We start from the raw sequence: 25,182 nt of genomic DNA on the forward strand, positions 1-25,182 counted from the left end.
TTAGTGATAACTATATCAACTTTCTATTAAATACCGGTTTTTTACATATAATTCACTTATGGGTGCTGCTTTCTGCTTTTTAAAGGTTATTCTGTAAATAGATTTCGTAGATATATGGCAAACCTATGCAAATAAAAAAGGTGATTACAGTGTAATCACCTTTTTTAGATATGTGAGAAGGATGTTATTGATCCCACCATAAACGGTCTGTAACCACTACTCCTCTTGGAGTATTCTGTCCGTTTTCAGCAAACTCAGAGCGTGGGTATTGTTGTCTTCTGATGAATTGATTTACTTCCGCATTCTCAGGTAAAGTGAAGTCTTTATACTGATAATTATATCTTCTCGCATCTGCCCATGCAGCCGGATTAAGATACATTACTACATATTTTTCCTTCATGATGTGGTCGATGGTAAGATTACCAATACCAACACCAACAGTTGGTTCGGCAATGTAGTTATCTCTATCTGTGTTGTCAACGCCTAAAAGGTCAAAATGTGCGCGAATACCAGCCAGGTAAGCATTATAAGCTCTGGTCGGATCGCTGTTTAAAGCAGCTTCAGCTTCGATGAACTTTAATTCAGAATAAGTGATTAACTGAATAGGTGCGGTTTCACTTGTGAGAGGAGAGTTTTGAGAAACATAACATTCGTCTTTTGTAATGTTATTACCCGGAGGTCTGTTACCTGCACCGTTTTCAGTACCGATATAAATACCACCTAAAGCGGTGTCGGTCATTTTAGGAAGGCGCGGGTCAAAAATTCCATAGGTAGTACCATTCATATGATCAATAAACTGCTCACTCAGCCATCCGCCCAGTGTTGCTGCTGCATTTGATCTGGCAACTGTGGCCCAGTTATTTCTAAGCTGGAAGTTAGCCATACCAACATTATCATTATTAGAACCAAGGCTGTTTCCGACAATGTTCAGAATTTCAGCCGGGTTATAAGCGCTGGTTTTTGAAACTTTAACCAGCAATCTTGCTTTCAGGGCATAAGCTGCTTTTAACCAGAATGCTTTTGCTGCTGCTTCGGTTCTGGCAGTTCCATGATAGATCATATCATTGTTAACTGCATAGGTTGCGTTACCGGTACTTGGGTTTGCAAATTTATCAATTGCAGTATTGATATAAGCTAAACAGGTATCATAAATGGCTTTATCATCGTCATACTTAGGATATAAAATAGTAGGATCAGCGATCTCAGTCCATGGAACAGTACCCCATATATCATTGGCTAATGTGAGGTTGTATGCAATTAAAAAACTGGCTACACCTTCATACATGCTTGAATTAGCTTGTCTGGCTAACGCTAACAAGTCTTTTGTATCAGCCAGGGCATAAAAAATAGCATCCCAGGTTCCGCCTAAATCCAGTTCCTGATAGATATCAGTAGGGCTGGAAGCAGCCGGGCTTGCCAGATATTGTGTGTAAAAAGATACAGTTGAACCGGCGCTATAAGTATTCATAGCAGCTTTGTGTGTAACTGTTGAAAGAAGTGTAGGCATCGTGGGTGTTGATACCTGACTAGGGTTATCATACAATTCAAAATAACCTTTTCCACATCCTACCGATCCTATTGCGAGGGCGGTAGTTACTATTGTTGTATATAATAATTTTTTGCGCATCGTTGTAATTTTTTAGAATCCAAGATTAAATGTAAGGAAGAACGATCTCGCTGAAGGATAAGTAAATCCTGAGAAACCGTCTACGTTACTACCTGATGAAGCTGATACTGCTTCAGGATCCAATCCGAAATAATCGGTAATCAGAATCAGGTTATTACCTGTTAAGCTTACAGTAGCATTTTTCACAAAGTTACCTTTGAACCATGCACTCGGTAATTTGTAAGAAACACTGGCTGATCTCAAGCGAATCCAGGATGCGTCTTGAATAAATGGCTCACCTAATCTTCTGTGGTAAAGGCGGTAATATCCTTCGCCATAGTTAACTCCGTCTGGTCCGATACCCTGATCTAACCAAACAGGTTTTGTATTAGCGGTTCCGTCTGCCAGTACACCATCAAACACTCTCCACTCACGACGATCCGCAGTGTAACCTGCTAAACCGAACGCTGAATAGAAGTTTTCTAAGCGGTTGTATTTTTCAAAGCCCCAACGTGCATCAATCAATGCATTGAAAGTGAAGTTTTTCCAATATACAGTGTTATTCCAGCCGCCGATCCATCTTGGTTGTGAGTTTCCTAATAATTTCAGATCAGCTGCATCTGAAACGATCGGAAAACCGTTGGCGCCGATGACCATTGGTAAAGATTTGTCTGTTCTGGTAGGATCTTCAGGTTTATCGCCATAGTAACGTTTCCAGTAGTTACCATAGATATTGCCATAAGCTTCACCAGGCACTAATTTCATAACAACACCACCTACTGTGTAACCACCATGAGATGCATAGGTGATTTCTGTCAGATCGTTAGTTAATGACATTACACGGTTTCTGTTGGCGCTCCAGTTTAAGCTGGTTTCCCAGGTAAGGTTTTTAGTAGAAACCGGAGTGGCATTCAATACGATCTCTACCCCTTTATTTCTCATACTACCTGCGTTGATGGCAGCTGTTACATATCCTGTTGTTGAAGTAACAGCGATCGGAAGAATCTGATCTTGTGATAAAGAGTGGTAGAATGTGAAGTCAATGCCAAATCTGTTATTGAAAAACTTAGCTTCAAAACCACCTTCCCATGTGTTGGTAAACTCCGGTCTCAGGTTCGGGTTACCTAAAACTGATCCTCTGGTAAAACCAATCACACCTTCCGGTAAGTTGGTATAAGAGCTATAAGCACTTCTTACCATATAAGGACGTGCATCTTTACCGATTTGTGCATAAGACCCTCTCAACTTAAACATGTTAATGGCAGTTGGAAGCGTAATATGATCAGATAACATATAAGTTAAACTGAAAGAAGGGTAGAAGAATGAATTATCCGGCTTTAAGATAGTAGAAGTGATGTCATTTCTACCGGTAACCGTTAAATAAAGAATATTATCATAGTCGATAGTTGCTTCTCCGAAAATACCCATTAAGCGATAACGGGTTTCATCGTGAGTTACTACTCTGGTTTCTGCGTTTTTAAGGTTGAACCAGTCCCAGATAGCCAGTTTTGAACCTAATTCTCCGGTAGTACGTGTATCTCTGTCAAATACTTCCTGACCAACACGGACAGTAGTTTTGATTTTATCAGTAAGGTTAAATGTTGCGTTTGCTACAAACGTTGAGTTTAATCCCATGTAGCTGGTATTGTAATCACCTACAAAACCATCCAGGTTATCATATACTCTTTCACCTACTAAACCTCTCGGACCAGGAGCTGTTCTGAAACGGTTTTCGTGATAAGTATCGATACCAAGTTTGTAGTTAAGTGATAACCATGATAATGGTTTATACTCAAAACCCAAACCTCCTACAAAGCGATTGGTATTATCCTTTAGTTTATTGGTTGCAGCTCCGAAAATCGGGTTGTTAGTACCGGTCCATACCTGAATACCATTTTCATCCTGCCAGTCATTTACATCCCATCTTGGAGAGAAGTAAGCTAAACTTTCACCAAAACGGTCGGCGTCGTAACGATAACCGCCGCTATTGATAAAGTTCATGCTCAGATTAGCTTTTAATTTGCTGGATAGTTTTATTTCTGAGTTAATTCTACCCGACATGTTTGAGTAATCAGTGAATGGCAACATCCCTTCGTGATTGAATGAGGAAAGAGATGCGAAGTAATTATAGTTTTCGTTACCACCTGTCATGTTTACAGAATAACGTTGTTGTTTACCGTTTCTGTAAGCATTTTTGTAGTTGTCATATAACTTATCAGGATGGGTAGGATCGATCAGTTTTGCTTCTTCAACGGTTGGTCCCCATGCCGGTCCTAAACCGATCGGCGTGTAAACCCCTACGAGACCTGCAGTATATTTCATTTGCTGATCAGGTACTTTCAGAATGGTTTCAATACCAAAGTTAGCACTGGCATTTACGTTGAAACGTCCTGATTTTCCTTTTTTAGTGGTTACTACAACCACACCGTTGGCACCGCGTAAACCATAAAGCGCAGTAGCGGCACCTCCTTTTAATACGTTGATGGTTTCAATGTCTTCAGGGTTAATATCTGAAGCTCTGTTACCTACACTACGTACATTTGAGCCGGAGCCTACACCCGCTTCTGAAGTTGAGTTATCAATCAGTACACCATCAATTACCCATAACGGACCGTTATCGCGGCCTACGTCGAGTGAATTGATACCTCTGATGAGGATAGTAGCGCCTTGTCCGGGACCACCACCAACGCTTGAAATCGTAGCACCGGCAATTTTACCTTGCAGGGCGTTGACTACGTTTGTCTGGAGGTTTCGGTTAAGGGCGTCTGATGATACACTCTGTGCAGCGTATGCTAATGCTTTTTTCTCTCTGGTAATACCTAAGGCGGTTACAACTACTTCTTCCAGATCTTCTGTTTCGTCGAGAATAATGTTGATTTGGTTGGAAGTACCTGTTTTCACTTCTTTTGATTTGTAACCTGTATAGGATACAATCAGCGTGGCATTAGGATTTACTTTGATGTTGAAAACACCCATTTCGTTAGTGGCAACACCATTTGATGTTCCTTTTTCTAACACGGTTGCGAGGGGAATAGGCTCACCGGTACTGTTTTTTACTGAACCGGATATATCCCTTGTTTGGCTGAAGGAATTTAGGGGCACCCACAGCCAGAGTGCACACCCCAGGAGGTAGATTAACTTTCTCATGTTGCTAGTTAGTTTACAATTAATCTGAAAAAAGACGTATTAAAGCGCAATGAAAGCAGCAGATGCTGCATTTTATTGCGATATTTTAATATTATTTGCGGTTTTAAGGCGAATAATATTATGTTTTTGTTAGTTAATTAGTTAGGTTTGTTAAATATACTAATTTAAAAGCGGTTTTTTCCGAGTTTTTTAAACTTTTTTTAACAATTGCCGTTTTTTGCAGATTTAGTTGAGTTTTTGTGCGGGAAATGCATTTACGCTCCATAAACCATATCGTTTATATTGCGTATTCATCTTTTCAAGAAAGCGCTTATAGTCCTTTTTCGTACTCCATAATACTTCACTTAACGCAGTTGCACGGGGATATACCATATACTCAACTTTTGAAGGATAATGCATGTATTCTGTCCATACATTTCCCTGTCCACCCATAATAAATTTCGCTTGTGCTTCCGATAAAGAATCCGGAACAGGAATATAGTTGTAAACTTTTTCCAAACTGATAAATCCGCCGATCGTTACCGAATCTTCTTTCTCCGTCTGGTTATAATCAAGGTAAGAGTGGCTGGTAGGGGTCATGATTGCAAAATGCTGCATTCTCGCAGCCGCTCTGCCGCCTTCCTGACCTCTCCAACTCATTACAATTGCGTTCGGAGCCAGGCCACCTTCCAGTATTTCGTCCCATCCGATAATGGTTTTACCTTTTTGATTCAGAAACTTTTCAATTCTGGTAACAAAGTAGCTTTGCAGCTCATGCTCATCTTTCAGGCCGTTTTCTTTCATTCTCTTCTGGCAGGCAGCACATTTTTTCCAATGTGTTTTTGGGCACTCATCACCACCTATATGCAAATATTTTGAAGGGAACAACTCAGCTACTTCTGCCAGTACATTTTCTAAGAATTCAAAAGTACTTTCTTTACCGGCGCAGAATACATCGTCAAACACCCCCCAGGTTTCCTGTACTACTTTAATTCTTCCGGCAGCTTGTTGTTGCCGGCTTCCTTCAGACATATTTTGCTCAATCACTGTCGGTTGTTGTGGAAAACAGCTTAACTCCGGATATGCAGCAATAGCGGCACTGGCGTGCCCGGGCAATTCTATTTCAGGAATCACTTCAATATATCTGCTGGCAGCATAAGCCAATACCTCTTTCACCTGTTCGTGTGTGTAATAACCGCCATATCTTGTATTGTCGTTACCCGTACCCGGATAGCGGCCTATCACCGTTCCGTTTCTATATGCACCGGTATCAGTTAATTCCGGATATTTTTTTATCTCGATTCTCCATCCCTGATCATCTGTAAGGTGCCAATGGAATTTTGAGAATTTATGATAAGCTAACAGGTCTATATATTTTTTGATAAAATCCAGGCCAAAAAAATGACGTGATACGTCTAAGTGCAATCCTCTGTATTCAAACTGCGCATGATCCTGAATATTTACAGCAGGTAAACCGTATACGTCTCTTTTCTCTGCAGGAAATAATTGTAGAAAAGTCTGAAATCCGTAAAACAATCCTTTTTCTTCTCCGGCTATAATTTTGGCAGCTTGATCGCTAATCACTAATTCGTAAGGCGTAATGCCCGTCATACCTTCTTTTAACTCAAATTGAAGTTGAGCAGAAGCGGTACTTCCTTTTGTAGTAGAAAGTCCGTATGATTTACTCAATACTTCATTCACATAGGCATTTAAATGAGACGAAATATCTTCTGGTAAAGAGATACTGATCGATTTTTTTATTTTCAGTACACCTTCCTGTGCCTGTACCGATACCGGCTCCGGAATAATATTAATCGGTTCGGGAGTAACTGGTGTTGAATCGCTGCAACTCAATATGCTGATTGAAATGCAAAAAGAAAGTGGGAATAGAAAACGTTTCATGCGCTTATTTTAAATTAAATTAGTGATAGCTTTACGTTTTAATAATACAATCAATTTAAATAATAATGTCTTCCCGGAGAAATTTTATTCAGCAATCTATGCTACTGGGTACTTTACCTGTTACCCAATGGGATCTTGATCGTCAAAAAAAAGCAGCCCCTATTGTTATTTCAACCTGGGACTTTGGTAAATATGCCAACCAGGCTGCCTGGGAAGTAATTGCCAATAAAGGTACTGCATTAGATGCAGTAGAAGCCGGTGTTAAAGTTACGGAACTCGATGCTAATAATCAATCGGTTGGATATGGCGGATTACCTGATCGCGACGGTGCTGTAACGTTAGATGCCTGTATTATGGATCATGAATATCGCTGCGGAAGTGTAGCGGCTTTAGAAAATATAGTACATGCTATTTCTGTAGCGCGTGCAGTAATGGAAAAAACACCGCATGTGATGCTGGTAGGGCCTGGTGCTTTACAATTTGCTTTGGAGAATGGTTTTAAAACAAGCAACCTGTTGACACCGGCTTCAGAGAAAGCGTGGAAGGAGTGGCTAAAGAATGCTAAATACGAACCTGTTAAAAATATAGAAAATCAATTATATCAACCTCAGAACAGTAAAGTATTACCTGGATCAAGAGACAATCACGACACTATCGGAATGATTGCCCTCGACCAGCACCATAATTTAAGTGGTGCCTGTACCACCAGCGGAATGGCTTTTAAATTAAAAGGCAGGGTAGGTGATTCACCGATTATCGGAGCCGGTTTGTATGTGGATAATGAAATCGGGGCTGCTACTGCTACCGGAGTTGGCGAAGAAGTGATTCGTATTGTAGGGTCGCATCTGGTGGTAGAATTAATGCGTCAGGGCCTGACACCTCAAAAGGCCTGTATAGCAGCCGTTGAAAGAGTGGTCAAAAGAAATCCGGCCCGTGCTAAAGATATTCAGGTAGGCTTTATCGCTATTAATAGAAAAGGAGAATATGGTGCGTTTGCGTTACATGACGGATTTACCTATTCTGTAAAAACGGCTAAAGAAGAATTGGTTTTACAATCAGATTTTTATTTCAAGAAATGAGTTATCAATTAGAAATATGTGCTTTTGATCTCGCTTCAGCAATCGCTGCTTCAAAATATCCTATAGCCCGGATCGAGCTTTGTGGTGGTTTTGAAGTAGGGGGAACAACGCCCTCCTTCGCCTGTCTGCAAATGGCCAGAGAACAAATTGCTATTCCGGTTTATCCGATCATCCGGCCACGTGGAGGCGATTTCGTATATACAGAGCAGGAGTTTGAAATGATGCTTAGAGAAATTGATCTTTGTAATGAGTTAGGGTTTGAAGGTATTTCTACCGGTGTTCAGAATGAAGACGGTAGTATTGATGAAGAAAGAATGATGATGATTGTTCAGGCTGCATATCCTATGGGTGTAACCTGTCATAGGGTATTCGATTTAACACCTGATCCGCTGGCAGCGATGAATGTTTTGATCAGACTTGGAGTAGAGAGAATATTAACCAGCGGTCAACAAGCTTCGGCATTAGAGGGCGCGACTTTAATTCGCGGGTTGGTTGAAGCCGCTAACGGGCAAATGGAAATAATGGCGGGTGCCGGAATTACTTCTTCAATTATTGGTGAACTGGCTGAGCAGTCGGGCACAAATGTTTTTCACGCTACTGCGAAGAAAATGATTCCCGCTTATAAACGTTCTTCACCTATTAAAGAAACAGGAAGTTTGGCTGTGCTGGATGAAGAAGAATTAAAAAAGCTAATACAAAAACTAAACAAACACTTTGGTTTAAGTTCTTAATTTCTAACTTTCTTAATGGTTCACTGAACCATTAAGAAAGTTAGACTATTTAAGTATAAGCTATTGATTAATCATCTACTCGGCTAATTTTAAGCATATTGGTAGGAAGGTGTAAATGAATAGGAACAGAACCGGTATTTACAACAACGTCTCCTGTTTTGATAAATCCTCTTTTCTTTAAGATGGTCATCTGATCGGCGATGATATCATCAATGCTTTCTTCTTCATCGTAGAAAAAGGCACGTACGCCCCAGCTTAAGCTTAACTGATTTACAAGAGAACGTTCTTTTGTAAAGATAAATAACGGTGATTTCGGACGATAAGAACTCAGCATGAAAGCTGTATAGCCCGATTGCGTCATACCGATTAATGCATTTGACTTAGTGTCATTGGCCAGTTTACAGGCATTATAACAAACCGCATCAGATAAGAAAGAAGGAGAGTGAGGTTGTGGTCTTAAATCTTCTTCTCTGTTATAACGATACTCAGTTCTTTCTACTTCAAGAATGATTTTACGCATTGTTTCAACCACCAGTGTAGGGTGATTACCCGCCGCAGTTTCACCGCTTAACATTACGGCATCTGCACCTTCCAGTACTGCGTTAGCAACGTCAGTAATTTCAGAACGGTTAGGCTTTACACGGTCCATCATCGATTCCATCATTTGTGTTGCTACAATAACCGGTTTCGCACGGTGGATACATTTACGGATAATATCTCTTTGTGCCATCGGTACTTTTTCAACCGGTAATTCAACACCCAGGTCACCTCTGGCAACCATCACACCGTCAGATTCGATAATAATATTTCTTAAATCGGTTAAAGCACTCGGCATTTCGATTTTTGCAATCACTTTACTCATTGAGTTTGCATCTTTGATACGACGTTTTAAGTCAACGATATCTTCAGCTCTTCTCACAAATGATAATGCAATCCAGTCAACATTCTGACCTAATATAAAGTCTAAGTCGATTAAATCTTTTTCAGTAAGGGCCGGCAGTGAAATTTTGGTATCCGGTAAGTTTACTCCTTTTTTAGGTAACAGAATACCACCGTAAGTTACTTCTACTTTTACTTCACCGGCAGCAGTGATTTCTCTTACAATTACTTCAATTTTACCGTCATCGATCAGAATTTTGTTGCCTACTTCCACATCTTCGTGCAGGTTAGGGTAAGAAACATAAATACTGTCTTTAGTACCAACTACTTTCTGATTTGATTGAAAGGTGATGATATCGCCGGTTGCGATTGGCAAAGCGCCATTTTCAATTTCACCTACTCTCAGTTTAGGACCTTGTAAATCTGCTAATATTGCAATGTTGTAAGGTTCAGTTTTGTTGATCGCACGGATGTGTCTGATTACTTCAGCTTTGTTTTCGTGAGTGCCGTGCGAAAAGTTTAAACGAAATATATTCACACCTGCTTTTACTAAAGAAAGTAATCCTTCGTAAGAATCACATGCAGGGCCAACTGTTGCTACGATTTTGGTTCTATGCGTACTGTGGGTTATACCTGCTACTTTGTCCATCTCCTCGTGGGTATACTTCGATATATCTCTTGCCATAATTTTAATTGTTTATAAGTCGCTTAAATTTATTCAATCATTCAATGTTGTTTAGCTCGCTAAAATTTTCACTATTTTGAGCCATTCATCACCGATGGTTTGTTTTGATTTAACGGCCTTTTCAAGAAGTGTGTATTCCATAGCGTTATTCACAATTCCGACCATTACATTGTCTCTTCCTTCGAGTAAACATTCTACTGCTGAGTAGCCCATTCTGCTGGCTATTAATCTGTCAAAACAGGTTGGCATACCGCCTCTCTGTATATGTCCTAAAATACAAACCCTGGTATCACTTGCAGGAATTCTTTCTTTCACGATTTTTGCTACTTCATCAGCTCCTCCGAATCCGTCACCTTCAGCAACTACTACTAAGTTTACCAGTTTATTTCTTCTTCCTTTTTCCTGTAAAGAATCAATCAGCTCTTCAATATCGGTTTTACGTTCAGGAATTAAAATGTGTTCAGCACCGGTAGCGATACCGCTATGCAAAGCAATATAACCGGCATCACGCCCCATTACTTCAATAACGAATAAACGGTCGTGTGAGTCAGCTGTATCCCGAATTTTATCAATTGCTTCTACAGCGGTATTAACAGCTGTGTCAAAACCAATGGTAAAGTCGGTACCTGCTATATCTTTATCAATTGTACCTGGCAAACCGATACAAGGAATATCATATTCTCTGCTGAAAACGTCAGCACCTCTGAATGATCCGTCTCCTCCGATAATGACCAAACCATCGATACCGATTGCTTTCAGGTTGTCGTAAGCTTTTTTCCTTCCTTCCGGAGTCAGAAATTCCTTACTTCTTGCTGTTTTTAGGATTGTTCCCCCTCTTTGAATAATATTGGCTACACTTTTCGAATTCATCGGAACGATGTCGTTATCAATCATACCCTGATAACCTCTCATGATCCCATATACTTCTAAGCCATAGTAAATACCAGTACGCACTACCGCACGTATGGCAGCATTCATACCAGGTGAGTCCCCGCCGGATGTTAAAACGCCTATTTTTGTAACCTTTTTTGCCATTGAGTAGAGAATTAACTAAATTTTAAATAGATTAACGAAACAATAAATAATTTTCGATAAATCGCTCCAAAATTAAGGTTTTGTTTTGATTGTACAACAAAACTTAAATGAACATATTGTTTCTGATAACTCAAATGGTTTCGAACGCTTTTGTTCTCTTTCTTTTTATTACCTAACAAATGTTTGTACTCGTATCTTAGATTGTTAAAGCCCGCAAAAGGTTGTCAGCTTTCTCCCGCGAAAAGCCTTTACAGTAACGATTTTATTCTTTACAGTAAATTCTAATTCAATTCTAATCTTACTTTAACGTTGAAAGACTTTTTTCTAATCTCTCTTTTTTTCAGAAAAGAACCGAACTTTACATTCTACATAATGTTGCTATTGAATATGACTCAGAAGAAGATTTTAATTACCGGTGCCAACGGTTTTCTCGGCCAATTTTTAGTGCGTGATTTGTGGCAAAAAGGGTATGAGGTGATTGCCACCGGAAAAGGTGAAAATCGTTTACCGTTTACTTATACCGAAAGATTTACCTATGATACGCTCGATATCGGTAAATCTGCCAGTGTTCATTCGGTTTTTGATAAACACAAACCGAATCTGGTTATTCATGCTGCTGCCATTACTCAGGTAGATGATGCTGAACGAAATACCGAACTGGCCGAGCAAATTAACGTGCAGGGTACTGCAGAAGTTTTGGTGGATGCGGAAACTTATGCCGAATACATCCTGTTTATCAGTACCGATTTTGTATTTGACGGTAATAAAGGGATGTATGAAGAAGAGGATGATTTACAACCTTTATCGTTTTATGGATTTACTAAAATGCAGGCAGAGGCTATTATGAGTACGGCTGAAATTCCATATTCAATTGTACGTACCTGTCTGGTTTATGGTAAACCCTTATCCGGAGCACGTTCTAATATCATTCAATGGGTAAGCGGAAAATTACAGGCCAATGAAGCTATTAAAGTGGTAAATGATCAGGTGCGCACTCCAACTTATGTAGAAGACCTGTCAAAGGCTATTGTACAGCTGGTGGAACAACGTCTTACCGGTATTTATCATATTTCAGGAAAAGAAGTATTCACACCATACGAAATGGCTGTTGCTACCGCAAACTATCTGGGGGCAGATACAAGTTTGATTACTCCTGTAGATGCCAGTACTTTTAAAGAAGTAGGCAAAAGGCCTTTAAAAACAGGGTTTTCCATAAAAAAAGCTGAAACCCTGATCGGATTTCAGCCAGTTTCTTTTCAGGAAGCGCTGATTAAGATTTTTGAGCAGTAAATACTTCTGCGATCATACAACGGGCACTACCACCGCCATTGGTTTCAATGGTGGTTAACGGTATGGGAAGTAGCTCGTTGTAACGGCTCAATTCGTTTATTTGTTCGTCCGTTAAACTTTTATAGGCTGATTGTGACATAATTAAATACTTGTCACCCTTTTTGTTTTGCAATTGTATCATATTACCGGCGAATTCATTCATCTGCTCATAGGTAATGGTAATAAGTTCTTTATTTAACCCTTGTACCAGTTTGATGAACATATTTTTTTCTTCTTCATCGGTAATGGAATCTATACATGCTACTACAAACAGATCTCCTACACACATCATTACATTGGTATGATAAATCGGAGCTCCTTTCTGATCATATGAATGAAATGTAAACGGCTGATAATTCATTTTTACACAAAAGTCTTCCAGCACTTTTGCATTTGTTCTTTCACTGATACAGGCAAAAGCTATCCGGTGATCACTGTCGAGCACCATGCTGCCTGTTCCTTCCAGATACATTTCCTGTTCTTCATAACCGGTAAAGTCTTCTATTTTCTGAATATCAAATTCACTTTTTATCTTCGATAATACAAACGGTTTACGTTCGGCACGGCGATTTTTCGCATACATCGGATACAGGCAAATGGTACCATTACTGTGCAGGCTGATCCAGTTGTTCGGAAAAATTGAATCGGGTGTAGCAGGAGAGGGAGTATCATTTACTACCAATACTTCAATGCCCTTTTCTTTTAACTTGTGAACAAAATTATCAAATTCATACAATGCTTTCTCCTGAGTTCTTTCGTCTGTTTTGTTTACCTGAAAGGCATTGTTGACTGCCGTTTCAGCATTATAACCGAAGTGAATAGGTCTGATCATTAAAACTTTAGAAGCAATAGGCATATGTTAATTTTAGTCGTGAATTGATTTTCTGAGAATTGGCATACTCATACAATGGAAACCACCTCTCGCTCTCGATAATTCTGCAGAAGGAAACAGTATCAGTGTATCGGTCATTTTTTGAGGTTCCAGTTCTCCGCTCTCAAATTTCAACAACAGTTCCTCTACATGAATAATATCAAATCCGGCTTTTTTGAAAGCATCGACGGTTTTGTCATTACGGTCATACCCTAATACAACTCCTTCTTTCAGTGCGAGGACGTTGCAAGAATCGGTCCACTGTTCTCTACTGTCGAACGGAAATTCATTGTTGCCTGAATAAATCATTTTCACTTTACCTTCTACTCCTAAGTCATTCGATGAAATATCAATTAATAACTCTTCTAATGAATCGAAGTAAATTGGATTTTCTATGTCTTTGCGTTTAAACTGAGTAATATGTATCTTCTCTTCTTTCTTATTACTGAGCAAAATCCTTTCGATTACATCTGCATTTTCATGTTTTAATGCTTTTTTGCTGAATGCTCCCAACATTACCCACACATTTCTTTTTACCTGGGTAAAAATGGTATCAATATGCATGTAATCTCTTTTCTTAGGAATGCGGATAATTGAAACTTTCTTTACTATATTATGTTCGAATAATAATTTGGTTACCTGATGTGCCGCTTCCATACTCGTACGCTCACTTACTCCGATCAGTACATGATCTTTTGAAACCACCATAACGTCTCCGCCTTCAAGCGTCACCTTTTTATCATCCATATCCCTTGGTAACAGAAAGTGCTGATATGTATCAGGGATTTCTATAATATTTTCCTGGAAGTTTTCGAATAAAGGGTGATTGAAGAAAATGTATTTGGCAATTAATGCTTCCCTTCTTCTGGCTTTTTTAGCCGGTTTATTCAACAACAGGTATTCATTGATAACAATACCAATGTCTCTGGTGAAAATAAAGTTTGGAATAGGTGGAAATAACAATCCATCATCCGGTAATGAACCACTGATCATTGTTTTGGCCAGCTGCTGTGCTGTTAACCCCAATAACTTGTTTTGCATTTGCATAGAAATACCTTCAATGGCGCAGGTCGCTGCTACCAGTTGCTGGCGAATATCCGTATCGTCTAAAATTTCAGCCAGTAGCCACTCCAGTTCAATTACTTTTTCTGAACGGTGAAACTGTTCTTTCTCCGGCTTGTAAAAATCTCTTTTAGCTGCCGGAGCATCTATTTTTGAAAGTTGGCCTTTTATTTTTTCAGGATCCAGGAAGTACAACAGCAATTTTACATAATAATCGTACTCTTTTTTGCGGATAGTGTCTAAATGTACAATGTCTTCAAATAACCAGTCCTGCGCTTTGGAAGGAACCACTCTGCCTAAACCACTGTCAGGACTGTGAATTAATAACCTTTGTAATGTTCCTATTTCCGAGTCCACTCTGATAGATTTACTCATAACCATGCAATTTTTGTAATTCTCAACAGTTGTATGTGATAATTAATAGTTGACGGAATGTATTATCTTAAAGGTGAAAATACATCCTCCCGCCTGAAATCCGTATTAAAAAAAGCTTATCATGAATAGATGAAGCTTATATTTTATACGTAAAATAAGGAGGGTAAAACAGAAAAATTTCAAAATAATAAAATATTTGCAAAGAAACGAACAATCGTTAGTATTTTGAGCTGAATTCTATTATTTTTGAGTAAATAAATTTGTTAAAGCTATATGGATTTCCAACTCACTGAAGAACAGTTAATGATTCGTCAGGCCGCCCGCGATTTTGCACAACAGGAATGTTTGTCTGGAGTGATCGAAAGAGATGAAACTCAGACATTTCCAAAAGAACAAGTTAGTAAATTAGCCGATTTAGGTTTTATGGGTATGATGGTTTCACCCGATTATGGTGGAGCCGGTTTAGATACGATTTCTTACGTTTTAGCAATGGAAGAAGTGAGTAAAATTGATGCCAGCGTGAGTGTTTGTATGAGTGTTAATAACTCTTTAGTGTGTTGGGGGTTGGAGCGTTTTGCCAGCGAAGAACAAAAACATAAATATTTAACGCCATTGGCACAAGGTAAAAAGGATGGCGAATTATATATCGGCGCCTTTCTATTAAGCGAACCGGAAGCCGGTTCTGATGCTACTTCCCAAAGAACAACTGCCATTGATAATGGAGATCATTATGTGTTGAACGGGATAAAAAACTGGATTACAAACGGTAATTCTGCAAGTGTTTACCTGGTAATTGCACAAACGGATATTGCTAAAGGGAGTAAAGGAATCAATGCTTTTATCGTAGAGAAAAACTGGCCCGGTGTAACTGTAGGGGCGAAAGAAAATAAACTCGGTATTCGCGGAAGTGATACGCATAGTATTTCTTTTACGGACGTAAAAGTTCCGAAAGAAAACAGAATCGGAGAAGATGGATTCGGTTTCGTATTTGCCATGAAAACTTTAAGTGGCGGCCGTATTGGTATTGCGTCCCAGGCTTTGGGAATTGCCAGCGGTGCCTATGAACTGGCTTTAAATTATTCTAAACAAAGAAAAGCTTTCGGAAAAGAAATCATGCACCATCAGGCTATTCAGTTTAAGCTGGCTGACATGGCTACTAAAATTGAAGCATCCCGTTTATTGTGCTTGAAAGCCGCCTGGGAAAAAGATCAGCATATTGACTATACCCTCAGCTCTTCTATAGCGAAAGTATTTGCTTCTGAAACGGCTATGTGGACCACTACCGAAGCTGTTCAGATTCACGGTGGATATGGTTATGTAAAAGAATACCACGTGGAGCGTTTAATGCGCGACGCAAAAATTACACAGATTTATGAAGGCACCAGTGAAGTACAACGTATCGTGATCAGCAGATCAATTCTGAAATAATTTTTACTTACATAATTCATCACAACGACGGCTTCCTGAACAGGCCGTCGTTCTTTTTTTGATCATACCATTATTGTTAAGCGTACTGCCGCGGATTAATACCAGATCAGGCGGCACCGTTTGTGTTTTTAATTGTTCGGAGATTGTCAAAGTCTTACTCCTCTTGGCTTTGCTGTAAAATAATGGTATTCAGTTGTGTACGATTTTTTTTGATTAAGTGCGCAGAAAATCGTATTTTAATAGGATAGACTTATAAATACGGAGTGTTATGCGTTTATTAATGGTTGTTGTTTTTCTGGTAATCAATTTAGTGATCTGGGTGCTATATGGCGTTAGCTCGTTAACTCCCGCTATTGACGCCGAATTACCTGCTACTTTGTTAGAAATTCTTCCTTATATCAACTTCTTTATTGCCATCAACGCAATAGCCAGTATTTATTTTTATAAAGTTACCCGACAGGTACTTCATTATACACCTTCTATCTGGATCCTTTTCATTCTGGTAATGATCGGAGCCAGTTACTTTATGCATCCTTCGCACCAGCTATCGGTAGCTGAAATCAGCTTACAGGCAAGTGGTGTATTGGCTTGTTTCCTTACTATTTGCTGGTTACCACGCTCTTCAGCACAGGTTCAAACTGCCTAGTATTTCATACCTTTGTGTTTTCAAAGGAATGGATTATTATGGTAAATATCTCTGCTTATCATCGCTTAACAGAAGAGCTGGCTCCCAATAATGTTTCGTTAGTGGCCGTATCAAAGTTTAAAACGGCCGGTGATATCAAAAAACTGTACGATGCCGGTCAGAAAGATTTCGGTGAAAATTACGTGCAGGAGCTCCTCGAAAAACAGGCCTTACTTCCGGCTGACATTCATTGGCATTTTATAGGCCATTTACAATCGAACAAAGTAAAATACATAGTTCCCTTCATTTATCTCATTCATGGAGTTGACAGCTTTAAGCTACTCAAAGAAATTAATAAACAGGCCGGCAAACATGCCCGCGTAGTGAATGTATTACTTCAGATACATATTGCTGAAGAAGAAACTAAATTCGGATTAGACGAAAAAGAGTTAGCCGATTGTTTTGTGCAATTGGAACAAACCCCTTTTGAGTGGGTGCGGGTAGTGGGATTGATGGGAATGTCGTCGTTCAGCGAAGATACTGCACAGGTAACAGCTGAGATGCACCACTTAAAATCATTACATGACCGGTATAAAACTAAATTTGATTTGTTAGAAGGTCATAATCAACCTGTTTTATCAATGGGGATGAGTGGTGATTATCCGATAGCTATTGAAAACGGTAGTAATATGGTTAGGGTAGGAAGTCTGTTATTCGGTGCCCGTTAGCCGATTAATCGAAAAAAACTGCCTTTTAGGCGTAAGAAACCGTTTCTTAATCGAAATGAGTTAAAAAAGTATTAAGAGAAACATATTTTTGATGTAGAATTAATTATGTTTTTCATAGGTTATTGATTAATGGTCGAGAGCTGTTTCCACAGCTCTTTTTTTATTTTGACACCTTGCTGTACTGCTAAACGACCTGTATGGCGGGCTTTGTTAATAAGTTTGACTGCGTTTACACACTATTTGAAGGCTTACCACTCTTCATGTGAGCTTGCTTTTGATCGCATTTATCTCCCTGAATCTGTGGTTTTTTATTTAAAACAGGCAAGAAAATTGTAACTTTGTAAGAGGTGCCACGGAATGTCCCGTGGCTTCTTTGTACTAAAGCGCGAAATATGTCAGAGATTAAAAAAGAAGAAGAAAAATCACTCAATTTTATTGAGGAAATCATAGAGGCAGACCTGGCTTCAGGTAAACACAAGTCTATCATAACCAGGTTTCCCCCGGAGCCGAACGGGTACCTGCATATTGGCCATGCCAAAAGTATTTGTCTGAATTTCGGTTTGGCAAACAAATACGGTGGCAAAACCAATCTTCGTTTCGATGATACCAATCCGGTAACAGAAGATACCGAGTATGTAGACAGTATCAAAGAAGACGTACAATGGTTGGGATTTGAGTGGGCAAACGAGTTTTATGCTTCTGACTATTTTGACCAGCTATATACTTTTGCTGTTAAATTAATTGAGAAAGGATTGGCATATGTTGACGATTCAACACCCGATGAAATTGCTCAGCAAAAAGGAACTCCCACCACTCCTGGTGTGCGTAATGAATATGCCGGCAGAAGTGTAGAGGAAAACCTTAAATTGTTTGAAGAAATGCGCGACGGTAAATATCCCGACGGTGCAAAAGTGGTGCGTGCCAAAATTGACATGACCTCTCCGAATATGCATATGCGCGATCCGATTATCTATCGTATTAAACATGCGCATCACCACCGCACCGGCGATAAATGGTGTGTATATCCGATGTATGATTTTGCTCATGGTCAGAGTGATAGTATTGAAAATATTACCCACTCGGTTTGTACGCTGGAGTTTATTCCTCACAGACCGTTGTATAATTGGTTTATCGAACAACTCGAAATATATCCTTCACACCAATATGAGTTTGCACGTTTAAATCTGAACTATACGGTAATGAGTAAACGTAAACTCTTACAGTTGGTGAATGAAAAACATGTATCAGGTTGGGATGATCCGCGTATGCCGACTATCTCAGGGTTGAGAAGAAGAGGTTATACGCCTGCGTCTATCAGGGATTTCTGTGATAGAATCGGTATTGCTAAAAGAGAAAATATCATAGATGTTTCCTTATTAGAGTTTTGTATCCGCGAAGACCTGAACAAAACGGCTTTAAGAAGAATGGTGGTGTTTGACCCTTTAAAAGTAACTATTACGAACTATCCTGAAGGGGAAGTTGAAGTATTACATAGTGAAAACAATCCTGAAGACCCGAATGGAGGGGTAAGAGAAGTACCTTTCACCAGAGAATTGTATATCGAACAGGAAGACTTCATGGAAGAAGCGCCTAAAAAATTCTTCCGGCTGGCTCCTGGTAAAATGGTGCGTTTGAAAAGCGCTTACATCATTCAATGTAATGAAGTGGTAAAAGATGAAACCGGTAAAGTAACAGAATTGAAATGTACTTATATTCCTGAATCAAAATCAGGATCTGATACCAGCGGATTAAAAGTACAGGGAACACTGCATTGGGTAAGTATCCCGCATGCAATCAACTGTGAAGTAAGATTATACGACAGATTGTTTAACGCTGAAGATCCACAGTCTGAGGAGGGGGATTTTAAGGATTATATCAATAAAGATTCATTGCACGTAATTAAAGGTGCTTACGCCGAACCGGCATTAAAGAATACCACTTTTGATGAACGTTACCAGTTTTTGAGAAAAGGATACTTCACGCTGGATAAAGATACTTCTGCTGAAGGCATGATTTTTAATAGAACAGTAACATTAAAAGATGCCTGGGCTAAAGAACAAAAAAAATAGTAAAATGGCGCGATCTTCGCGCCATTCGTTTTAAATAAATTATATTTAGATAATAATTTTACAGCTTATGCAACTAACTATCTTAAAATTTGCAGGAATTCTTTCAATCTCTATGATGAGCTGCAATGACGGACCTGTACCTGCACGCGAAGAAAACGGCAGAGAAATGGGTTCTTCTTTAGACACATTGCCTCCGGTTGAAACCAAAGCGGCAAACTCGGAATATAAGCCGGCATTTAAAGGACAAACTCGTATCAACGGAGTGAAAACACCTTTTGCTGTTCAACACTCTGTAGTAACCGATAAATTAAGTAAACCATGGGGTATTGCTCAAATGCCTGACGGAAGATTTTTCGTTACTGAAAAAGGTGGCTCGATGAAAATTGTTTTTTCTGACGGTCAGCTATCAGACGCCATTAAAAATGTTCCGGAAGTAGATGCGCGCGGCCAGGGTGGATTATTAGGCGTTGCACTAGACCCCAATTTTACCACTAACCGTATGGTATACTTTGCATTCTCTGAAAAATACGGAAAAGGTAACCTGAGCTCTTTTGCAAAAGCAAGATTATCAGATGATGAAAAATCGCTTGAGAATGTAACGGTTATTTACCGTGCAATGCCTGATCATAACGGTACATTACACTATGGCGGTAGATTATTATTTGATAAACAAGGTAATTTATTAATTACTACCGGTGAGCGATCAGATATTGAAACACGTCCTTTGGCTCAGGATAAAAAATCGGGGTTAGGAAAAATTATCAGAATTACTACCGATGGTAAACCCGCTGCCGGTAATCCGTTCTTAAACGACCCTTCTTTCCTGCCTGAAATATATTCATGGGGGCATAGAAACGTTCAGGGCATTGCATTCCATCCTGAAACCGGACAATTATATAACAACGAATTCGGACCCAGAGGTGGAGATGAGCTGAATAAAGTAGAAGCCGGTAAAAACTATGGCTGGCCGTTAATTACATATGGTATTGAATACAGTGGTGATATCGTTCAACCGGGTAAAACCCAACAAGACGGTCTGGAACAACCGATCTATTATTGGGATCCGGTAATTTCTCCGAGCGGTATGACTTTCTATAACGGAACAACTATTCCTGAATGGAAAAACGATTTGTTTATTGCCAGCTTAAATCTGCCGCATGTAACACGTCTGGTTTTAAAAGACGGAAAAGTGGTAGGTGAGGAACGTTTGTTGGCAGATGAAAAACAAAGATTCCGCGATATCATAGTAGGTAAAGACGGAAACTTATATGCGGTGACTGATTATGGCCGTTTATACAAAATAGGAAAGTAATCAGAATAATATATTGAAAACCTCAGGAATAAAACCTGAGGTTTTTTTATTATATATAGTACGTGGTGGTAATATGTTAAAGATAGATTTTATACTTAATTGCAATCTTTTTTAGAGTAGATTAGTAGTAACTACTTATTGTGTGGTAAGTTAATATTTAAAGTGAGATGAAAATAAGCAGAGAAAGTTAATTTGTAGGTTTAATTAAATAGGTTTAGTGTATAATTAAGCTTCATGAATTCATATTTACCTAAACTCGTAAGTACTTTTTATTTAATATTTTGTTTTATAAATACTAATGTATTTTCCCAGGTTCCAATTGATAATGAAAACAGTTTACCTATAAAACCAATTTATAACTCTGTCATTCCTCCTTCACCGGATGCTGCTTCTATCTTACAGGCAGCTTACGGAAGTGTTCAAAAAAATACCGGCGGGGTAAGTGTTGATATACCTCTTTATACTGTTCAGGCAGGCAGTATTAACCTGCCTGTATCACTTGCTTATTTCAGTCAGGGTAATAAAGTAGATGAGGGTGTTTCAAGGGTAGGTTATGGATGGAGTTTAAATGCTTCTTCCGTTATTTCGAGAACCATCAGAGGTTTACCTGATGAGTCCAGTAATTTTGTATACAATATAAATGTTGAAAATAGTCTTTCTGAATTTACTGTTCAGAATTACGATTTTTTTAAAAATTTAAGTGACGATTTGCCTTTTGCAGATACTCAATACGATGAATACAATTTTTCTGTAGCGGGATATTCCGGAAAATTTGTTTTTGATACGTTGGATAAGGCATTGATGACTGAAAATTTTGATTTAAAAATAGAGGCTCAGCTGGGCAGGCAGATAATTGTTATAACTACACCTGATGGTACGAGTTACCATTATGGAGGAAGTTTTCAGGAAAAAATAAATTCAACAAGTGCTCAGTCCGGAGCGAATCGTTTCAGAAATGCTTATAGTGCACTTTTTCTTTTTAAGATATCCAATAATAAAGGGGATGAAATCCTTTTAAGTTATAGCAGTATAAATACGCAATCCATCAGTGCTCAAACTCAAACCTATATAGCCAATCCGGCAATACACACCAACATCGTGCCTTCACATTGCGGTACTTGTCCGAGTTATGGTGGTGGAGTTGCAACTAATCATATCACCACTACCTATTATACGACTTATTACATTACTTCTATCGTTTCCAGTAATGGTGACCGGGTTAGTTTTTCCTATGATCCGGTAGGGGATGCTTCGGGAGAAGTGAAACTGAGATTTGTCAGTATAAGCAATTATTATTCTGGTATATTAAAATCATATGGCCTGGATTATACTTTCAGGCCTGCACCGGCAAATACACATTATAAAAGGTATTTTCTAACAACATTAACTGAGAAGTATGGTGATTTTTCCGGTATGGTTCAGAATAACCTGGAGGATCAGGTATATCATATTGAGTATTACGATCTGGAAAACTCAGCACTTCCTTATACGAAATCACAGGATTATGCAGGATTTTATAATGGAAAGTCAAATAATAATTTATTATCGTACCATGAAATTTATAATCCGGGGTACTATACTTCAGATAGGAGACCTTCATTTTCGGATGCAGTGAAAGGGGTTTTGAAAAGTATTAAATATCCCAACGGACAATTGGAAGAATACCTGTACGAGGGAAATGTTTTCAGCGGATATGTTGCTGCTCCTAAAGTAAAGAGTAATTATTTGCATTCTTCCTTATACGGATACGATCCTGATTATAAAATCGGACCTGACTTTTTTTTACTGATCAGCCAGAATGTAACGATCAGCCTGCATACGAATCCTAAATATCCGGAGAGTGTAACTGATTCTTTATCACGTGTGGCAACTTTCATTCTTTACAAGAATGGCTCGGTGGTAGATAGTTTTCAAATGACAAGAAAAAATAACCCCAATCCTGTAGTGATTACTAAATCTCTGGAGGCAGGTTATTACTATTATTACGCCATCAGACATCGTAATGATGCTGAAACAGAATCTTATGTACAGTTTCAGTATGATAATGATACTTCTACTACAACTAATTATGTATTGCAAAATGAAGATAAACCCGGTATAAGGCTTAAAGAGATTAAATATTATGACGAAAGTAATTATGTAAGATCGAATTTTTATAAATATTCTCATGTAGGTAACTGGCCCTTAACTTCCGGCATTGCGGTTCCCCAGGCTGATTTTATAACCATGTTTCAGCAGTCCTTAATTTGTGACCCTGCTGAACTCGATGTGGTATGTACCTATTTCCAATTAACTTCGTCCACTTTGAATGATTATTCTATTTTTGGTAATAGCCCTGTTTTTTATACTGCCATGACACAGTCGGATGCTCCAAACTTTGAAAATGGAGGTACCGAATATACATTTTATGGACCCGGCCACGGAAACGGAGGTATGGCATTTCATGGAAATGATGTACCCATGGTACTACCATCGCATCAATATGCAGAAATAAATGGAAGGTTATCGAAAGTCAGAACTTTCGATTCGGCATTTAATATTTTAACAGAAACAGAAGATGTTTATGAATCTGTTCCGGTTCCTAAACCATCGGTGAGAAATTTAGTAGTTACCAGAAACTATGAACCATTGTATTTCGGTCCTACTAATCTTCAGATTTCATTTAAAGCTTTTAACGTAATTCAATATTTTTATCTTACCTCTTCTATCAGAAAAACGAAGACTATTAATAAAGTGTATGATACAGCCGGAACTCAAATGGTCACTGTTACCGAATATGATTATAACGGATACAACAATAATAGCCCTTCAGTAGCAAGAACAATCTATAATACAAATGACACCGCTACACTAGTTACCAGTTATCCAACCGACTTTCCATCTGATCCTATTTATGTACAGAAGGTTGGCTTTAATGAAATTAATGAACCGGTTCATTTAGCCAGTTATAAAAATGGACAATTATTACAGGAATCTGCCTATGAATATCAGGCCGTTAGTGGTAAGCCCTCTTTGATTCTTCCATCTTCAGCTTATTTCAGGGCATCCCCAAATGATACGCTTCAAAAACAGATTAATTATAACAAGTATAGTCATAATGGAAATGTGCTGGAAGTACAGAAAGAAAATGATATTCCTTCGGCTTATATATGGGGTTATAATAATCAGCTTCCGATAGCAGAAGTTACCAATGCAAACTATAAGAATTTATTCTATACTTCTTTTGAGGATACCGGTGCTGTAGTAAACTCTTATGCAGGTTTTAAAAGTTCTTTAAACGGAATCAATATTCAATTAACAAATCTTGATCCCGGCACGTATGTTTTAAGCTATTGGAGATATCAAAGTAATAGCTGGAATTTTGTTTCCGGTAATGTTACAGTTTCCGGCAATACTTATCTGATCAATCTGAGCGGGCATATTGATGAAGTAAGATTCTATCCTGTAAATGCATTGATGAAAACGTACACTTATATTCCCGGAGTAGGGGTGAAAGATATTATCGATGCGAACGATAAAAAAGTTTCTTATACCTATGATCAGGATCGCCGGGTTACATTGATCAGTGATGAAAAAGGCAATGTTTTAAAGAGATATTGTTATACGCTGAACGGACAATTGGAAGATTGCTCCGGCCTCACCACCTATTTAAATGATTCTATCTCTAAGTTTTTTGTAAGAACTAATTGTGACACCGGAGCTATTGCAGATAGTGTTTTGATAACTGTTCCTACCGGATTAATCAGGTCTTATGTCAGTAAAGAGCAGGCAAACGCTTATGCGCTACATCATTTAGATTCTATCGGTGTTATTCATGCCAATACGATGGCAAGTTGCTGGTGGTATAATGATGAACAATCGAAGAATTTTTTAAAATCCTGTCCTGCCGGTTACATCGCTGACTCTGTTTTGTATGTAGTACCTGCTAATACTTTCCGTTCAGCAGCTGGAAAAGAAACTGCTAATTATTTTGCTGAAAATGAAGTGAGAAGAAATGGACAGAGTTACGCAAATGCCAATGGTGTTTGTAAAATTATATGTACTCCTGCAAATTGTACCGGTAATCATCGGCGCTGTGTAAACAACACTTGTGAAATGGGAGTAGTAGTGCAAATAGATTGTGAGTTTGATCCGGAAACTAATAAGTATAAGTATTGGTTTGTGTATCAGTTTAGTGATATGTCGTGGAGTACACCTTTTTATGAAATAAGACCTTTCATGTGTGCGGAAGAAGCTCAGTAGTGAATTTCGTTTTAGAATGATTATGAAGTGATTTTTTATCCTAAACTCTTTCAACCTTCTTATATGTTATCGAATAAAAGTTTATTATCTTCTTTATT

16 protein-coding genes are annotated in these 25,182 nt (G+C 38.7%); 9 read left to right on the forward strand and 7 right to left on the reverse strand.

The features are described 5' to 3' along the window. Window positions 1-184: 184 nt before the first annotated feature. The 3 genes from D9O48_RS15115 to D9O48_RS15125 all read right to left on the reverse strand — a co-directional run bounded on the left by D9O48_RS15115 (window position 185) and on the right by D9O48_RS15125 (window position 6,634). On the reverse strand, window positions 185-1,627 hold the full coding sequence (locus D9O48_RS15115) for a SusD/RagB family nutrient-binding outer membrane lipoprotein (RefSeq protein ID WP_126973820.1): 1,443 nt from the start codon (window positions 1,625-1,627) through the stop codon (window positions 185-187). Window positions 1,628-1,639: 12 nt separating this feature from the next. Next, window positions 1,640-4,753, reverse strand: a complete 3,114-nt coding sequence (locus D9O48_RS15120) for a SusC/RagA family TonB-linked outer membrane protein (RefSeq protein WP_126973821.1) — start codon at window positions 4,751-4,753, stop codon at window positions 1,640-1,642. Window positions 4,754-4,978: 225 nt separating this feature from the next. Continuing rightward, on the reverse strand, window positions 4,979-6,634 hold the full coding sequence (locus tag D9O48_RS15125; RefSeq protein WP_126973822.1) for a beta-N-acetylhexosaminidase: 1,656 nt from the start codon (window positions 6,632-6,634) through the stop codon (window positions 4,979-4,981). Between the two features lie 65 nt (window positions 6,635-6,699). Here D9O48_RS15125 and D9O48_RS15130 point away from each other — a divergent pair, with 65 nt between their 5' ends. Next, complete coding sequence (locus tag D9O48_RS15130; RefSeq protein ID WP_126973823.1) at window positions 6,700-7,713, forward strand: N(4)-(beta-N-acetylglucosaminyl)-L-asparaginase; 1,014 nt, start codon at window positions 6,700-6,702, stop codon at window positions 7,711-7,713. Then, window positions 7,710-8,444: a copper homeostasis protein CutC gene (locus D9O48_RS15135; RefSeq protein WP_126973824.1), complete on the forward strand. Its 735-nt coding sequence runs from the start codon at window positions 7,710-7,712 to the stop codon at window positions 8,442-8,444. The genes D9O48_RS15130 and D9O48_RS15135 overlap by 4 nt, the downstream gene beginning before the upstream one ends. A 67-nt stretch (window positions 8,445-8,511) precedes the next feature. Here the strand turns inward: D9O48_RS15135 and pyk are convergent, their stop codons facing one another. Then, on the reverse strand, window positions 8,512-10,008 hold the full coding sequence (pyk, locus tag D9O48_RS15140; RefSeq protein WP_126973825.1) for a pyruvate kinase: 1,497 nt from the start codon (window positions 10,006-10,008) through the stop codon (window positions 8,512-8,514). Window positions 10,009-10,059: 51 nt separating this feature from the next. Beyond that, window positions 10,060-11,043 (reverse strand): 6-phosphofructokinase, encoded by a 984-nt coding sequence (gene pfkA, locus D9O48_RS15145; RefSeq protein WP_126973826.1) that lies wholly within the window; start codon window positions 11,041-11,043, stop codon window positions 10,060-10,062. 387 nt (window positions 11,044-11,430) lie between these two features. Between pfkA and D9O48_RS15150 the strand changes: the two genes are divergently transcribed. Next, on the forward strand, window positions 11,431-12,333 hold the full coding sequence (locus tag D9O48_RS15150; RefSeq protein WP_126973827.1) for an SDR family oxidoreductase: 903 nt from the start codon (window positions 11,431-11,433) through the stop codon (window positions 12,331-12,333). Here D9O48_RS15150 and ctlX read toward each other — a convergent pair. Both ctlX and D9O48_RS15160 read right to left on the reverse strand, forming a co-directional pair. Beyond that, the gene (gene ctlX, locus D9O48_RS15155) at window positions 12,314-13,228 is read right to left on the reverse strand and encodes a citrulline utilization hydrolase CtlX (protein ID WP_126973828.1); all 915 of its coding nucleotides are present in this window, start codon (window positions 13,226-13,228) and stop codon (window positions 12,314-12,316) included. The two genes, D9O48_RS15150 and ctlX, sit on opposite strands and share 20 nt — an antisense overlap. A 9-nt stretch (window positions 13,229-13,237) precedes the next feature. Continuing rightward, window positions 13,238-14,680: an arginine deiminase family protein gene (locus tag D9O48_RS15160; protein WP_126973829.1), complete on the reverse strand. Its 1,443-nt coding sequence runs from the start codon at window positions 14,678-14,680 to the stop codon at window positions 13,238-13,240. Between the two features lie 273 nt (window positions 14,681-14,953). Between D9O48_RS15160 and D9O48_RS15165 the strand changes: the two genes are divergently transcribed. The 6 genes from D9O48_RS15165 to D9O48_RS15190 all read left to right on the forward strand — a co-directional run bounded on the left by D9O48_RS15165 (window position 14,954) and on the right by D9O48_RS15190 (window position 25,084). Beyond that, on the forward strand, window positions 14,954-16,108 hold the full coding sequence (locus tag D9O48_RS15165; RefSeq protein WP_126973830.1) for an acyl-CoA dehydrogenase family protein: 1,155 nt from the start codon (window positions 14,954-14,956) through the stop codon (window positions 16,106-16,108). Between the two features lie 268 nt (window positions 16,109-16,376). Continuing rightward, a complete protein-coding gene (locus tag D9O48_RS15170; protein WP_126973831.1) occupies window positions 16,377-16,754 on the forward strand; it encodes a hypothetical protein in 378 nt (125 codons plus the stop codon). A 38-nt stretch (window positions 16,755-16,792) separates the two neighbouring features. Next, window positions 16,793-17,461 (forward strand): YggS family pyridoxal phosphate-dependent enzyme, encoded by a 669-nt coding sequence (locus D9O48_RS15175; protein WP_126973832.1) that lies wholly within the window; start codon window positions 16,793-16,795, stop codon window positions 17,459-17,461. 392 nt (window positions 17,462-17,853) lie between these two features. Beyond that, window positions 17,854-19,530 (forward strand): glutamine--tRNA ligase/YqeY domain fusion protein, encoded by a 1,677-nt coding sequence (locus D9O48_RS15180; protein ID WP_126973833.1) that lies wholly within the window; start codon window positions 17,854-17,856, stop codon window positions 19,528-19,530. 67 nt (window positions 19,531-19,597) lie between these two features. Then, window positions 19,598-20,842: a PQQ-dependent sugar dehydrogenase gene (locus D9O48_RS15185; RefSeq protein WP_126973834.1), complete on the forward strand. Its 1,245-nt coding sequence runs from the start codon at window positions 19,598-19,600 to the stop codon at window positions 20,840-20,842. Between the two features lie 234 nt (window positions 20,843-21,076). After that, window positions 21,077-25,084 carry a DUF5977 domain-containing protein gene (locus D9O48_RS15190; protein ID WP_126973835.1) on the forward strand — a complete coding sequence of 1,336 codons (4,008 nt, stop codon included), beginning with the start codon at window positions 21,077-21,079 and terminating at the stop codon, window positions 25,082-25,084. Window positions 25,085-25,182 lie beyond the last annotated feature (98 nt).

This window comes from Gynurincola endophyticus, assembly GCF_003991195.1.
In the GTDB taxonomy this organism is placed as follows: Bacteria; Bacteroidota; Bacteroidia; order Chitinophagales; family Chitinophagaceae; genus Gynurincola; species Gynurincola endophyticus.

What these genes read in the sequence shown, in the direction of transcription:
- D9O48_RS15115 (WP_126973820.1), bottom strand. Translation starts at nt 1,627, where the DNA reads ATGCGCAAAAAATTATTATATACAACAATAGTAACTACCGCCCTCGCA.
- D9O48_RS15120 (WP_126973821.1), bottom strand. Translation starts at nt 4,753, where the DNA reads ATGAGAAAGTTAATCTACCTCCTGGGGTGTGCACTCTGGCTGTGGGTG.
- D9O48_RS15125 (WP_126973822.1), bottom strand. Translation starts at nt 6,634, where the DNA reads ATGAAACGTTTTCTATTCCCACTTTCTTTTTGCATTTCAATCAGCATA.
- D9O48_RS15130 (WP_126973823.1), top strand. Translation starts at nt 6,700, where the DNA reads ATGTCTTCCCGGAGAAATTTTATTCAGCAATCTATGCTACTGGGTACT.
- D9O48_RS15135 (WP_126973824.1), top strand. Translation starts at nt 7,710, where the DNA reads ATGAGTTATCAATTAGAAATATGTGCTTTTGATCTCGCTTCAGCAATC.
- pyk (WP_126973825.1), bottom strand. Translation starts at nt 10,008, where the DNA reads ATGGCAAGAGATATATCGAAGTATACCCACGAGGAGATGGACAAAGTA.
- pfkA (WP_126973826.1), bottom strand. Translation starts at nt 11,043, where the DNA reads ATGGCAAAAAAGGTTACAAAAATAGGCGTTTTAACATCCGGCGGGGAC.
- D9O48_RS15150 (WP_126973827.1), top strand. Translation starts at nt 11,431, where the DNA reads ATGACTCAGAAGAAGATTTTAATTACCGGTGCCAACGGTTTTCTCGGC.
- ctlX (WP_126973828.1), bottom strand. Translation starts at nt 13,228, where the DNA reads ATGCCTATTGCTTCTAAAGTTTTAATGATCAGACCTATTCACTTCGGT.
- D9O48_RS15160 (WP_126973829.1), bottom strand. Translation starts at nt 14,680, where the DNA reads ATGAGTAAATCTATCAGAGTGGACTCGGAAATAGGAACATTACAAAGG.
- D9O48_RS15165 (WP_126973830.1), top strand. Translation starts at nt 14,954, where the DNA reads ATGGATTTCCAACTCACTGAAGAACAGTTAATGATTCGTCAGGCCGCC.
- D9O48_RS15170 (WP_126973831.1), top strand. Translation starts at nt 16,377, where the DNA reads ATGCGTTTATTAATGGTTGTTGTTTTTCTGGTAATCAATTTAGTGATC.
- D9O48_RS15175 (WP_126973832.1), top strand. Translation starts at nt 16,793, where the DNA reads ATGGTAAATATCTCTGCTTATCATCGCTTAACAGAAGAGCTGGCTCCC.
- D9O48_RS15180 (WP_126973833.1), top strand. Translation starts at nt 17,854, where the DNA reads ATGTCAGAGATTAAAAAAGAAGAAGAAAAATCACTCAATTTTATTGAG.
- D9O48_RS15185 (WP_126973834.1), top strand. Translation starts at nt 19,598, where the DNA reads ATGCAACTAACTATCTTAAAATTTGCAGGAATTCTTTCAATCTCTATG.
- D9O48_RS15190 (WP_126973835.1), top strand. Translation starts at nt 21,077, where the DNA reads ATGAATTCATATTTACCTAAACTCGTAAGTACTTTTTATTTAATATTT.